Below are 13158 nucleotides of genomic sequence, written 5' to 3'. Positions count from 1 at the left end.
CCCTACATGACAGGCCCCGAAAACGAGAAGAAATCCGAGAGGGTGAGAATCTAATCCTGTCCATTGCTTCTAACGGGGAGCAGTCGGACCGGAAGTCCGCTTTGCACATATGGGCCAATGTCAGCTCCTGGCGCGAAGCCGACCTCTCGGCCTGCCCGCGCGTCGAATCCTTCGTCAGGCGAAGCGTTCAATAATGACAGTCTTTTCGAGCCCGTTAGGTCCGAAAAAGCGGATAGCTCGGAAATGGGAAATAGCCTCAACCTTCCTGGTCCACCGGGTCTATTGGCGGCGCAAGGATCTCACTCGCTGCGTCATTGGTTGAGGATGGGTGCGTACGGGGCTCTTCAACGTGCGGATCGCGGCCGACGCGGAGCTCTCTTCGGTTTGCCAGATCGAGAGCTTCAATCGCGTCTTCGCCTTCGCGGTCGAACAAGCTCCGAAGGCGCACATCCGTCTGGGGAAATGGCACTTCGATGCCTGCGGCGTCGAGCGCGTCTGCGCTCAGCTACGTGTAAGCCGCGCATACCGGCCGAGGGGAACCACTCCGCGCAGTCGCGGTTCACAAAGTGCGGATATTCAGCCTCGGGGTATGCACATGGCGCGAACAGACAGGCGAGCGGGCCTCAGCGGCATCGCGGTGCGTGCCTTGACCGCTGTGCTTGTAATCATCGGTCTGGTGCTGGTGGTTGGCGGCGCATGGCTGCTGTCATTGGGCGGGTCTGCCTATTACCTGCTCGCCGGTCTGGGGCTGATCGCCTCGGGCGTGATGCTGTGGCGGCTCCGTCTGGCCGGGGCCTTGATCTACGCCGGCGTGTTCGTGCTGACCGTGCTCTGGGCCGTGTGGGAGGTCGGGCTGAACGGCTGGGCCCTGGTGCCCCGGGTGGTCGCCCCGGCCGTTCTGCTGGTGCTGGTGATCGCCGCACTGCCGGTGCTGGACACCCGCCGAGGCGGACGGCTGGCCTTGACGGGAGCGGCGGTGTTTGTCGTCGGGGCCCTGATTTCCGGCGTGGTCATCGCTCAGGCCAACCGGCCCGTGTCGCCAGCCGACGTTGCGGCCGCCGCGCTCGCCGCCATGGCCGATCCCTCGCTGCGCGCCGCCGGCGCGGACTGGCCGACCTATGGCGGAACCGAGGCGTCGCGGCGCTATTCGCCGCTGACCCAGATCACCCCTGACAACGTCGGCCAGCTAGAGCGAGCCTGGACCTTCCGCACTGGCGATACCCCGGAAGAAAAATGGGGCGCGGAGACCACGCCCCTGAAAATCGGCGACACGGTTTATCTGTGCACCGCGCGGAACATTCTGATCGCCCTGGACGCCCGCACCGGCCGCCAGCGCTGGCGCTATGATCCCGAGGTTTCGGACGACTGGATTCCGTACACCGCCGCCTGTCGCGGCGTGGCCTATCACGACGCAGGGGCGTCCGCCCCGGCGGCGGGTGCGCCCGGCGCTCCGCCGCCGACCACGCCGGCAGCTCCCGCCGCCGCAGCCCCCTGCGCCACCCGCATCATCGAAGGCACGCTGGACGGCCGGCTGATCGCCGTAGACGCCCGGACCGGCCGCCCCTGCGCCGGGTTCGGGACCAATGGCGCGGTCGACATCAAGATCGGCATGGGCGACGTGATCCCCGGCATGGTCTCGATCACCTCGGCGCCCACCATCGTCCAGGGCGTAATCGTCACCGGCCACCAGGTGCTGGACGGCCAGTACCGGTCGGCGCCGTCGGGCGTGATCCAGGGCTTCGATGCGATCACGGGCGAGCTGCGCTGGGCCTGGGACATGACCCGGCCCGACCTGACCGGCCGGCCGGACGCGGGCGACCAGTACACGCGCGGCACCCCCAATATGTGGACGACCGCCTCGGGCGACGAACAGCTCGGGCTGGTCTATCTGCCCATGGGCAACTCAGCCGCCGACTATTACAGCGGCGACCGGTCGGAAGCCGAGAATCGATATTCGACGTCCCTGGTGGCGCTGGACGTCAACACCGGCCGCCCGGCCTGGTCGTTCCAGACGGTGCGCAAGGACGTCTGGGACTACGATCTCGGCTCCCAGGCGACTCTGATCGACTATCGGACCCCTGCCGGTGTCGTTCCGGCCCTGGTCCTGCCCAGCAAACAGGGCGACCTCTATATTCTGGATCGTCGCACCGGTCGGCCCCTGACGGCTGTCGAGGATCGTCCCGCGCCCGTGGGCGGGGTGGAGCCGCAAGAGCGCGCCCCGACCCAGCCGTTCTCGCGCTTCCATACCCTGGCGAAGCGCGACCTCACCGAGCGCGACATGTGGGGGATGTCGCCGATCGACCAGATGATCTGCCGCATCGGATTTCGCCAGGCCGCCTATGACGGCATCTACACGGCGCCGACCAGCGACCGGCGCTGGATCCAGTATCCCGGCTACAATGGCGGGTCGGACTGGGGCGGGATTGCGGTCGATCCGCAGCGGGGCTGGATCATCGCCAACTACAACGATATGCCTAACTTCAATCGCTTGGTCCCGCGCGCAGAAGCCGATAAAAAGGGCTGGTTCCCGCATGGCGACCCACGGCTGGAGGAACAAACGCCGGAGTCCCGCGGCGGCGTCCCGGAAGGCGCCGAGGGCGCAGGCGATCCCCAGATGGGGGTGCCCTACGCCATCGACGTCAACGCCGGCTGGCGCATGGGCTCGACCGGCATGCTGTGTAAACAGCCCCCCTACGGCGGCATCCGGGCCATCGACATTCGTACCGGCCAGACTGTCTGGGATCGGCCCCTAGGCACGGCGCGCAAGAACGGCCCGTTCGGCATCCCGTCGATGTTGCCGCTCGACATCGGCACCCCCAACAACGGCGGGTCGGTTGTCACCGCCGGCGGGCTGATCTTCATCGCCGCTACGACCGACGACCTGATCCGGGCCATCGACATCGAGACCGGCGAGACGGTCTGGTCCGACGTCTTGCCGGCCGGCGGTCAGGCCGGACCCATGGTCTATGAGCAGGACGGGCGGCAGTACCTGGTGCTAATGGCGGGCGGGCATCATTTCATGGAGACCCCGGCGGGAGATCATGTGATCGCCTGGGCCCTGCCGCAGCGGTAGTTGTCAGTTCAGCCGAGGGTCTGGGCGAACCTGTCTAGGGGAGGCTGAAGATATCGTGACGCCAGAGGTCGAAGATCCGCTCATGGCGTCCGCCGACTGAGGACGACCGCCGGCGGGTTTGAGCTATGTGTGTGATCCGGAATGTCGTGTTTTCGGCCTTGCCCAGATGACCGCTTTTGGCGCAGACTGGACGAATAAGGAGACCGTTAGGCAACGGCGACGACGGTTTAGTTGGTATCGGGCCACGCAGACCGGACAGGCTTCTACCGTCTTCGACGGATCAAAGCCCACGCCAGGACGAGGAGGGGCGTTCCCAGGAGGGCGGCGCCGAGGCCGTCCCACAGACCATCCTCCAACAGAGCGCCGATCAGCCCGGTCAGGCTGAGTGCGAAGAGGATGATCGGCGCGTCGAATATGGCCCGGAAGCCCAGGTCCTTGCGGCTCATGACGTCTTCTTCCGCTTGGCGAGCCAGAGGTAAAGGCCTGAGATCAGGATGACGATCATGGCGATGTCCAGCAGCGCCCACAGGATTTTCAGACCCAGCCCGCCATAGTCGCCGAAATGGAGCGGCTGGGACAGCGACAGGGTCTTCACGTACCAAGGCATGGGCGCCACCGCCGCTAGGTCGCCAGTCCGCGCGTCGATCAGCGCTGGCGTCGTCATGTGCATCGTCAGCGGCGTGTCGCCGTGGAAGAAGACGGCATAGTGGTGATCCGTCGAATAGTCAGAACCGGGGAAAGCCACGAACTGCAACCTCATGCCGGGCAGAGCGGCCTGGGCGCGCTTCACTGCTGCATCGAGCGAGGCGCGTTCACCTGCCGCGACAGGGGCGTCGTAGGCGGCAGTCAGTTCCTTCAGCGCCGTGTCCTTCCAGAAAGCGATGATGGGCGTCGCCAGAGTGTTGACCACGCCCGTCACGCCAACGACGAGAACCCAGGCTAGCGTCACCGCGCCTAGAAGGTTGTGATAATCCAGCCAGCGTGTACGCGCCGCCTTGGATGCCCGAACCGTGCCGAAGGGCAGGCGACGCATGAAAGGGGCGTAGAGCACGACGCCCGACACTAGGGCCGCAATGAGGAACAGACCCATGGCGCCTAGGAACAGCATGCCGGGCAGGCCGAGGAACATGTGGGTGTGCAATTGGAGCAGGAACTCCATTACCGGGTGGCCGGCGACAGGCGGGGCGGCCTCGCCGCTGGTCTGGTCTATGGGCTGGAAGTTGTAGACGCCGGCAGGTCCCTTCGGATCGACGCTCGTCACGTTCACGACCGGGCGCTCCTCATCAAAACTCATGAAGGCCGCGACGTCGCCGGGATGGCGCGACAGGGCGACCTCGAGCACCTGATCCAGGTTCAGTTTCGAACCGTCTGAGCGTGCTGGTTCCCACTGCTGATGCAACAGGACCTCCTCGATCTCGTGCGTGAACACCAGCGGCAGGCCTGTGATGCAGAGCATCAGCAGGAAGACGGTCGAGATCAGGCTCGACCACTTGTGCACCCAGGACCAGGCGCGGATGGTCCGCGTCCGCATGCGGTTCAGAACTCCGTGGAGATCGACAGTCGCAGGGTGCGGGGCGCGCCGAGCGTCAGATAGTTCGAGCCCGGATAGCCGCCGACCGCAACCCATTGATCGTCATCGGCCAGGTTCTCGACCCGCGCCCGCAGGGTCAGGGGCTGCCCGCCCGCCTCGAAGGCGTAGCGCACCCCGGCGTCGAACCGCGTCCAGGAGTCCAGCTCGATCGCATTGTCGGCGCTGGCGGGCTGGGCGCCGGTGTGGACGGCGCGGCCTTCTAGCGTGAGGCCGGCGAGGGCGGGGACATCCCACTCGACGTTCAGGTTGGCCTGGAATTCTGGCACGCCGATGGGCGACTTGCCGTCCAGCGACGCATCCAGCGCGCGCTTGATCTCGGCGTCCAGCCAGGTCGCGCCGCCGAGCAGCCGTAGGCCCATGACGGGCTCGCCGAAGACCGTCAGCTCGACGCCCCGGTTCTTCTGCTCACCGCCGGCGGAATAGAGGCGGTCGGCAGGGTCGAAAAGCTCGCTCGGCAAGGTGGTGGTGAAGGCGCTGAGCGTGCCGCCGAAGGCGCCGCCGTCGTATTTGACGCCGACCTCGGCCTGTTGGGCGCGGAAGGGCTCCAGCACCTCGCCCGCGTTTGCGACCGGCAGGTTGTTGATCACGCCCGGCGCGATTTTCCCGGGCAGCAGGGCCTCGGAATAGTTGGCGTACAGCGAGACCCTGTCGCTGGGCTTGTAGACAAGGGCGAAGACCGGCGTGACCGCATCGCTGGCGTACCTGCCGGTGCGAGCCGTGGTGTTGTAGTCGTAGGAGCGAGTGTCGATTTCCTGATAGCGGGCGCCGACCGTGGCCAGGACGCGGCCGTCCAGGAATGAGATCATGTCGGCCACGGCGAAGCTGGTCGTCTTGACCCGCCCGACGACGGTGGGATCGGTCAACGAACCGGCGATCAGGGCGTCGGCGGGCGGCGCAGGGACGAAGACCGGATCATATATGTTGCCGACGAAGCCGCCGAAATCGGAGAAGGCGTAGGAGTTGCTCTCCCGCGTCTGGACCTGGGCGGCGGAGGCGACCAGACGATGTCCGACCAGTCCGGTGTCAAAATCAGCGCGAACGCCGACGTCGGCTGAAAAGACCTGATCGCGCCGTCCGTTGTCGAAACGGTTGCTGCTCAGGCTTCCGTCGGCTTGCGCTGTCGGGTTGGCCAGGCTGTTACGCTCCTTGCCTTCGCGTCCGCCCACGGCGGCCCAGATCGTGATGGCGTCGGTCACGTCGAACTCGCCGCGCAGGGCGCCGAACAGCTGGGTTTCGTCGGTATAGGTCCAGGGCTGGGCGAAATTCTTGTCGGCGGACGGCGGCTTTGGAATGGCGCCGGCGGGCGTGACCTGCGGACGCGGCGCGTCGATGCGGTTGTCCTGCCATCCCCAGTCGGCGGAGAATCGGGCGCGATCGCCGCGGCGATCCAGGCCGAGGCCCAGAACCGTCATGGCGCGACCTTCGCCCTCGACCGAGCCTTCGCCCGCGCGGCTGGCCAGATTCAGACGCAGGCCCCAGGCGTCGCCCTCCCCAAAGCGGCGCGAAACATCCGCGGCGGCGTAGATCTCGTCGCCGCCTTCCCACCCGGCGGTCAGACGAGTCAGGGGCGCATTGCGCGCGCGCTTGGGCACAAGGTTGACCGCGCCGCCCACGCCGCTGCCGCCGGGCGCAGCGCCGTTCAGGAAGGCGGTCGCCCCTCGAAAGACCTCGACTCGCTCCAGCAGCTCCGCCGCCACGTACTGGCGCGGCAGCACGCCGTAGAGGCCGTTATAGGTCATGTCGTCCGAGAAGACCGGGAAGCCGCGGATGATGTAGAGCTCCTGGAAGTTGCCAAAGCCCTTGGAGACGCGGACCGCCGGATCGTTCTGCAGCACGTCGGCGACGCTGCGGGCCTGCTGGTTGCGGACCAAGTCTTCGGTGAAGCTGGTCGAGGAGAAGGGCGTGTCCATAGTGTCCAGCGACCCGAATAAGCCGACCCGCCCCCCTGTAGCCACCTGACCCCCAGCATAGGCGGGGGGCAGGGAAACCTGCGATCCTGTTACGACGATGTCGGAAAGAGTTGTCGGTTCCTCTTGCTGCGCCCAGGTCGGCGAGGCGTTGGTCAAGGCCATACAGGAGACGGATGCCAGGAGGCCGAACAGGGAAGGGCGCATCGTCGCCTCGCACTCATGATAAGAATGCGTCGCAGTACGACTTGCGACCCCCTGTGGCAACCTGCGGGAGCGGATATGTAGGAGGGCGCGCTAGAAGGTCTGCTATCGGCGACCATTCAATGACCGCTGCTGGCGCATTGCCGAAATCACCGTGTCCCTGATCCTGACGACATGAGCCGCAACGGTTTGCTCCAGCAGGGATTATGGCGGGATGCGTGGCGAACTGAAGACCTACCAAACCAAGCGCCGGTTCGGCGAGACTCCCGAGCCCAAGGGCGCCAAGGGCGGGCGATCCACGGGCGCCTTTCGCTATCTGATCCAGCGTCATGCGGCGACGCGGCTACATTATGATTTCCGCATTGAGGCGGACGGGGTGCTGAAGTCCTGGGCCGTGACCAAGGCGCCGTCGCGCGACACGGCGGTCAAGCGACTTGCAGTGGAGGTCGAGGATCACCCGCTGGACTACGGCTCGTTCGAGGGCACGATACCCGAGGGCAACTATGGCGCCGGCACGGTGCAGATGTGGGACGTCGGCACGTGGGAACCACAGGAGCCGGACCTAGAGGCGGCCTGGGCCAAGGGGCAAATCAAAATGGTCCTTCACGGCGAGCGGCTGAAGGGCAAGTGGGCGCTGATCCGGTTGAAGAACGATCGCGGCAAGCCGTCCAAGCGGAACAACTGGCTGCTGTTGAAGGAGAAGGACGACTTCGCGGTGGCAGGCGAGGGGGATGCTTTGGCCGAGATCGATGCCTCCGTAACCACGGGGCGCTCGCTGGTCGAGATCGCAGAGGGCGCCAAGGAATGGACGTCGTCCAAGCCGAAACCGCGAAAGGGGCCGGCCAAACCCAGGTCGTCGAAAGCGGCGCTGAAGGCGCCAAAGCCGCCACCATTTGCGCCGATCCAACTGTGCAAGGTGACGGACTATCCGCCCGGCGGAGTGGGCTGGTCGCATGAGATCAAGTTTGACGGCTATCGCATTCAGATCGGGGTCGGTGGCGGCCGGGCGGTGCTGCGGACACGCAAGGGTCTGGACTGGAGTGACCGGTTCCCTGAGCTGGCGGCGGATGCCGCAACTTGGCCGGACGCTGTGATCGACGGTGAGTTGTGCGCGCTGGACGACGATCACATGCCTGATTTCGGGGCGCTTCAGGCCGCAATCTCGAACGAGAAGACCGGCAGCCTTGTCTACTTCGCTTTCGACCTGTTGTTCGAGGGGGCGGAGGATCTGCGCAAGTTGCCGCTCTCGCATCGCAAGGCGCGGCTACAGGCCTATATTGACCGGATCGCCAAACGAGCGGCGGGTCGGGTGCGTTACGTCGAGCACTTCGCCTCATCAGGGCAGGCCGTGCTCGAGAGCGCGTGCAGGATGGACCTAGAAGGTGTGATCTCCAAGAAGCTGGAAGCCCCGTATCACGCGGGGCGGTCCACGACCTGGCTGAAGTCCAAATGCCGAGGGCGCGACGAGGTGGTGATCGGCGGGTGGTCGTCGGAAGGGGGGACGCGGTTTCGCTCGCTACTGGTCGGCGTGAAGGAAGAGAACGGCCTGCGCTATCTGGGACGCGTTGGGACCGGCTATGGCGAAGCGGTGACGAAGATGCTGGTGCCGGCGCTTAAGGGCGTGGCGACAGACAGATCGCCTTTTTTTGGTCCACGCGCGCCGAGGGCGGCCAGAGACATCCACTGGGTCAAACCGGTTTTGGTCGTCGAAGTCGAGCATGGGGGATACACCGAGGCGGGCTCCCTAAGACAGGCGGCGTTCAAAGGCTTGCGCGAAGACAAGACGGCTGCCGAGGTGACGCAGGCGCCGCAGACCCCGACGCAGATGGGCGATGCGAAGAACCCGATGATGACGACGCGGTCGGCTGGACCGGGCAAGGTGATGGTCGCCGGAGTGACGATCTCAAGTCCCGACAAGGTGCTGTGGCCCGCCGTGGATGACCGGCCGGCGATCACCAAGGCCGATCTGGCGCGCTACTATGAAGCGGCGGCCGAGCGGATTCTGGCCCATGTGGCGGACCGGCCGACCTCGATCATTCGTGCGCCTGAGGGCATCGCCGGCGAGACCTTCTTCCAGCGTCACGCCATGCCGGGGTCGAACCCGCGCCTGAAGTTGATCGATGTCGAGGCGCGCACGCCCTATGTCGCCGCGGCCGATGTGGGCGGTCTGGTCGCGATCGCCCAGTCGGGCGGGCTGGAGCTGCATCCATGGGGCTGCGCCCCTGGCGAGCCGGAAATCCCGGACCAGATCACTTTCGACCTGGACCCAGACGAAGGGCTGAACTTCGCCGATGTAATCGCTGCCTCCAAGGTGGTGAAGGCGAAGGTCGAGGCTTTGGGCCTGGCGGCCTTCGTCAAGACGACCGGGGGCAAGGGGTTGCACGTTGTCGCACCGATCAAAACGGACGCCCGCTCGCGTGTCACCTGGGACCAGAACAAGGCGTTCGCCAAGGCTGTAGCCGAACAGATCCGCGCTGAGGCGCCCGATCGGTTCACGACCACCCTGGCCAAGAAGGCGCGGGGCGGAAAGATCTTTATCGACTATCTGAGGAACGGACGGATGGCGACGGCGGTCGCCCCCTGGTCGCCGCGCGCCCGACCGGGGGCGGGGATCGCGTTCCCCCTCTCATGGGCGCAGGTCAAGGCCGGGTTGGATCCGGCTGCATTCAACCTTTGGACTTATGGGGCTTTGCTGAAGAAGCCCGATCCATGGGCGAACTTCCGCGCCTCGGCGGTTAGCCTGAAGTCGGCGCTGAAAGCGATGGGGGTCTAGGCGGCGGCCGTCTTCCTTGCTGCAACCTGGTTCTTGAGCCTGACCGACTCGGCTAAAGCGCTACCATGACCCCAGACCAACTCGCGGAAGCGTTAGACGCCATGGCGGCGGCAGCAGGCCCAAACCCGGACCTGATGCCGGGCCTGATCACGGTGAAGGACGTCGAGTGGGTCCCGATCTTTTATGTCCTGAAGGAAGAGTGTCGAACCCTGGACGACGGCGTTCGACATCGGAACATCAAGGTTGCGATCTCCTCCACGCTGGAAACCCAAGTCCTGACGCGGGCGGATGCGGGCGAACGCGGGGAGCCCTATCGCGATCTGGCGCCTCGTAGCTGAGCGTTCGGGCGAGCGTCACTGGGGCGGCGGCGCGCTCGATCCCTCTTGCCCGCCCTGATCCACCTGTTGCGTAGGTGTCTGGGCGACACCTGCTTGTTGGGTCGCCGCCGGATTGGAGGCGGCCGCGCCAGTGGTGAGCTCCGATGTGGCGTCATCCTCAAGGGATGCGGCTTCAGGCGCGGAACGCTCGGCGTCCCGACTGCCGCAGGCGCCAAGGGTGAGCAGGGCGACGGTTCCCACCGTCAGGATTACGGACCTGAGCATGTACGGTTTCCCTTTCAAAGCCGTTCAACGGCTGAAGGCTGCGGGTGTTGCGAACGCCGTCGTGGCGACTGATCAGACCTTTAGGGGGTGAACTGGATCGTTCGGGCGAACTGGAAGTCCTCATCGCCAGGCTCAACGGTCGCGTCTCGCATCAAGGCGACCGCAGCGTCGCCAAATCCGAGGCCTGGATGGGTCTCTCCCAGCACGCGGCAGTTCTCGACCTGGCCGGTCGCGCGCGCGGTGCATTCCAGCGTCACGGCGACGGCGAGGATCGGCGCAGCGTGGCTTTCCTGAGCCGGCGCTTCGCGCGCGGTCAGCTTCGCCACCGTTTCCAGTTTCGGCGAGGCGTCCAGCATCAGTGCGGCGGCCAAGGCGATGATGATCATGGTCATACCCTCCAAGCCGTTAACTTCCGCGACGATGCTCGGTTCCTCCTGTTCGGCTTCGAACGTTCGGTGACGGCGCTGCGACTCCACAAGGCCCCGGCGCCATGAGAAGCTGACCCGATGTGCAACAACTACCGCCTCCACGTCCCGGTGAACGTGATCGGGGATGCCTTCCGCCAGGCGGACAGGCCGCTGCATTTTCCTGATGGCCAGCCCAACCTCCCGGCGACGGACGACATCCGTATTGGTGATCGGGCCGCGGTCATCACACTCGAAGGCGAGACCCCTCAACTGACGATGACGCCGTGGGCGTGGAAGGGGCCGGGCGGTCGCCCCGTGTTCAACTTCCGGTCGGACGGACGACGGTTCGATGGATCGACACGGTGTCTGATCCCGGCCGACGGTTTCTATGAGTTCACTGAGGCTCAGCACGGTGAGAAGCGAAAGACCAAATGGCTGTTCACCATGAGCGGAGCGCCCTGGTTCTGGATCGCGGGCGTCATTCGCGACGGCGCCTTCGCCATGCTGACGACGGAGCCCGGCCCGGATGTCGCGCCCTACCATGACCGACAGGTCGTAGTGCTGGCGCCGGATGAGGGGGTGGCCTGGCTGGACCTGTCCCGGCCAGAGGGCGAAATGCTGAAGGCCTTGCCCGCGGGGGCGCTTTCCGTCGATCGCGTCTGGCCGCCGGCACATTCATGACATACCGCTCGGGAAGCCCCGCGGCTTGCCTCGCGCCGCCGGACCGGCGACAGTCCCGCGTCCCCGGCTGGCCGCCGCTATGTACAGGCGCAAGCTAAAGGCGTCGGCGCACGAGCTCTCGTGTTCTCAACTGTCCGGCGGACACCCTCCCTCATTGTGGCGCTTGGCGGGCAGGGGAGGTAGGCTTGTGCGGAAGTGATTTGGGGCGCGGATGCAAACGCAGGCGACAGGCATGATCATCGACCCGACGACGCTGCGGATGCAGGGCGGGCGCCGCCATGCGCGCTGATCTCGACCATCTGCCGGCGAAGCAGCAGCGCGAGCTGGAACGCGTCCGCACGACCCTGCTGACCGAGTTCGAGGCCGCGATCAAAAGCGGTGGCGGGGGCACCCAGTCCTGGCGGCGCGACGGCCGAGTGCTGAAGATCATCCTGTTCGGATCATACGCCCGCAACGACTGGGTCGATGAACCCGACAACGGCTATCTGTCCGATTTCGATCTGCTGGTGATCGTCAGCCATGAGAAGCTGACCGACATCGCCGACTATTGGTACGTCGCCGAGGACAAGATCCTGCGCGATCCCGCCGTGGGGCGGACGGTCAACATCATCGTCCACACCATGGCCGAGGTGAACCAGGCCCTGACGCGCGGCGAGTATTTCTGGACCGACATCCTGCGCGACGGGGTGACGCTCTATGAGTTGCCGGGGCATCCGTTCGCTCAGCCGCAGCCGATGACGGCGGCTGAGGCGCGGGATGCGGCGCAGCGCTATTACGAGGCCCGGATCAAGGATCTAGACCTTTGGATCGAGGATGCGCGACGGCATGTGGCCATGAGCGGAGAGGGGCAGCATGTCCGCAAGCGAGCCGCCTTCCTGCTGCATCAGGCGACCGAGACGGCCTATGCCTGCTTCCTCTTGACCCACACCTTCTATTTCCCGCGTTCCCACAACATCAAGTTCCTTCGATCCCTCGCGGAGGATAGCGACAAGCGCTTGGCCGCCGCGTGGCCGAGAGAGCAACGCGCCGACCGCCGCCGCTTCGAACTGCTGAAACGCGCGTACGTGGAGGCGCGCTATTCCGACCAGTACGATGTCGATGCTGAAGACCTGACGCTCCAGCTAGTGTCTGTCGTTCAACTGCGAGACTTGGTCGCGGCGACCGGCGAAGATCGGATCGCCGAGTTGGCACGCGGCGCAAGGGCGGGCGCTTAGAGCGTCTTGCTAAACCATCCGACGGAAGGCAGTGGGCCTAAGCGCTAGGCGCGAGTGACACTGCCCCTGCTCAATCCTCGGACAGATGGGAGAAGGTGACTGTGTCAACCAAGGCTCTTGGCATGCTTACGGCCAAATCAAGCCAATGCATGACGTTGTAATAGTAAGTGGCCTGGGTGTTGTAGATGTCCAGTATCTGAACGCATCGTCGCCGACTTAGGTCGCGAGCTGCGCGAATGGCTGCGGTTCGACGGACATCGTCAGAGGTCTCGTTGAACAGGCGGAAAAGGGCTGTATCCGGCAACCCAGAGAACGCGGCCTTGGAAAGGAGCTTTAGCATCGCGCGCCGGACCACATCGGGCAGCTCAAGCTCGAGCACTTCTCTCGTCCGCCGTCCTGCGATCTTGAGAATAGCTCGAGCGACGACTTCCACCGGCACCACGACATCGGGGATAAGAAGTGACCCGCCAGACGAGCGGCTAGCCCGAGCGATGTTGGGGATATCTGACCATTCTCCATACTTTCCGAACACTTCGAAATCTCGTTCGGACATCGTGAAGTAGGGAGACGCGAGGGCCTGTCGAAATAGTGGAAGGTCGGCCTTTTCGGCCTTTTCCCCGATCACATTCAACGCGCTGCGGACCATGTGGCTGGTGACGTGCCCCTGAGAATTTCCTCCACGCGGAGCTAGAGTCCGGCCCTTGAA

At 65.3% G+C, this 13158-nt stretch carries 10 protein-coding genes; 5 read left to right on the top strand and 5 right to left on the bottom strand.

Annotated features, from left to right (window positions below; genetic code table 11):
• Positions 1-637 precede the first annotated feature (637 nt).
• Positions 638-3073, top strand: a complete 2436-nt coding sequence (locus DXK21_RS10060; protein WP_245945178.1) for a membrane-bound PQQ-dependent dehydrogenase, glucose/quinate/shikimate family — start codon at positions 638-640, stop codon at positions 3071-3073.
• Positions 3074-3336: 263 nt separating this feature from the next.
• Here DXK21_RS10060 and DXK21_RS10055 read toward each other — a convergent pair whose 3' ends face one another.
• The 3 genes from DXK21_RS10055 to DXK21_RS10045 are packed head-to-tail and all read right to left on the bottom strand — an operon-like array spanning position 3337 to position 6574.
• Positions 3337-3519: a hypothetical protein gene (locus DXK21_RS10055; protein ID WP_114817650.1), complete on the bottom strand. Its 183-nt coding sequence runs from the start codon at positions 3517-3519 to the stop codon at positions 3337-3339.
• Complete coding sequence (locus tag DXK21_RS10050; RefSeq protein ID WP_114817649.1) at positions 3516-4700, bottom strand: PepSY-associated TM helix domain-containing protein; 1185 nt, start codon at positions 4698-4700, stop codon at positions 3516-3518. The genes DXK21_RS10055 and DXK21_RS10050 overlap by 4 nt, the downstream gene beginning before the upstream one ends.
• The gene (locus DXK21_RS10045) at positions 4610-6574 is read right to left on the bottom strand and encodes a TonB-dependent receptor (RefSeq protein ID WP_245945177.1); all 1965 of its coding nucleotides are present in this window, start codon (positions 6572-6574) and stop codon (positions 4610-4612) included. The genes DXK21_RS10050 and DXK21_RS10045 overlap by 91 nt, the downstream gene beginning before the upstream one ends.
• 415 nt (positions 6575-6989) lie before the next feature.
• Between DXK21_RS10045 and ligD the strand changes: the two genes are divergently transcribed.
• Positions 6990-9548, top strand: a complete 2559-nt coding sequence (gene ligD, locus DXK21_RS10040; RefSeq protein WP_114817647.1) for a DNA ligase D — start codon at positions 6990-6992, stop codon at positions 9546-9548.
• A 101-nt stretch (positions 9549-9649) separates the two neighbouring features.
• Positions 9650-9886, top strand: coding sequence for a hypothetical protein (locus tag DXK21_RS10035; RefSeq protein ID WP_114817646.1), 237 nt, complete (start codon positions 9650-9652; stop codon positions 9884-9886).
• Positions 9887-10230: 344 nt separating this feature from the next.
• Here the strand turns inward: DXK21_RS10035 and DXK21_RS10025 are convergent, their stop codons facing one another.
• The gene (locus DXK21_RS10025; protein WP_162790624.1) at positions 10231-10542 is read right to left on the bottom strand and encodes an energy transducer TonB family protein; all 312 of its coding nucleotides are present in this window, start codon (positions 10540-10542) and stop codon (positions 10231-10233) included.
• Positions 10543-10656: 114 nt separating this feature from the next.
• Here DXK21_RS10025 and DXK21_RS10020 point away from each other — a divergent pair, with 114 nt between their 5' ends.
• Together DXK21_RS10020 and DXK21_RS10015 are read left to right on the top strand one after the other, a co-directional pair.
• Positions 10657-11238 carry an SOS response-associated peptidase family protein gene (locus DXK21_RS10020; protein ID WP_114817643.1) on the top strand — a complete coding sequence of 194 codons (582 nt, stop codon included), beginning with the start codon at positions 10657-10659 and terminating at the stop codon, positions 11236-11238.
• 278 nt (positions 11239-11516) lie between these two features.
• The gene (locus tag DXK21_RS10015; RefSeq protein ID WP_112999825.1) at positions 11517-12452 is read left to right on the top strand and encodes a nucleotidyltransferase and HEPN domain-containing protein; all 936 of its coding nucleotides are present in this window, start codon (positions 11517-11519) and stop codon (positions 12450-12452) included.
• 70 nt (positions 12453-12522) lie between these two features.
• Here the strand turns inward: DXK21_RS10015 and DXK21_RS10010 are convergent.
• A partial coding sequence (locus tag DXK21_RS10010) for a hypothetical protein (RefSeq protein WP_211306009.1) occupies positions 12523-13158 on the bottom strand: 636 nt, incomplete at its 5' end.

Source organism: Brevundimonas bullata (assembly GCF_003350205.1).
GTDB classification, from domain to species: Bacteria; Pseudomonadota; Alphaproteobacteria; order Caulobacterales; family Caulobacteraceae; genus Brevundimonas; species Brevundimonas bullata.
The sequence above is the reverse complement of the archived record's forward strand: the minus strand, read 5'-3'. Positions and strand labels throughout refer to the sequence as shown.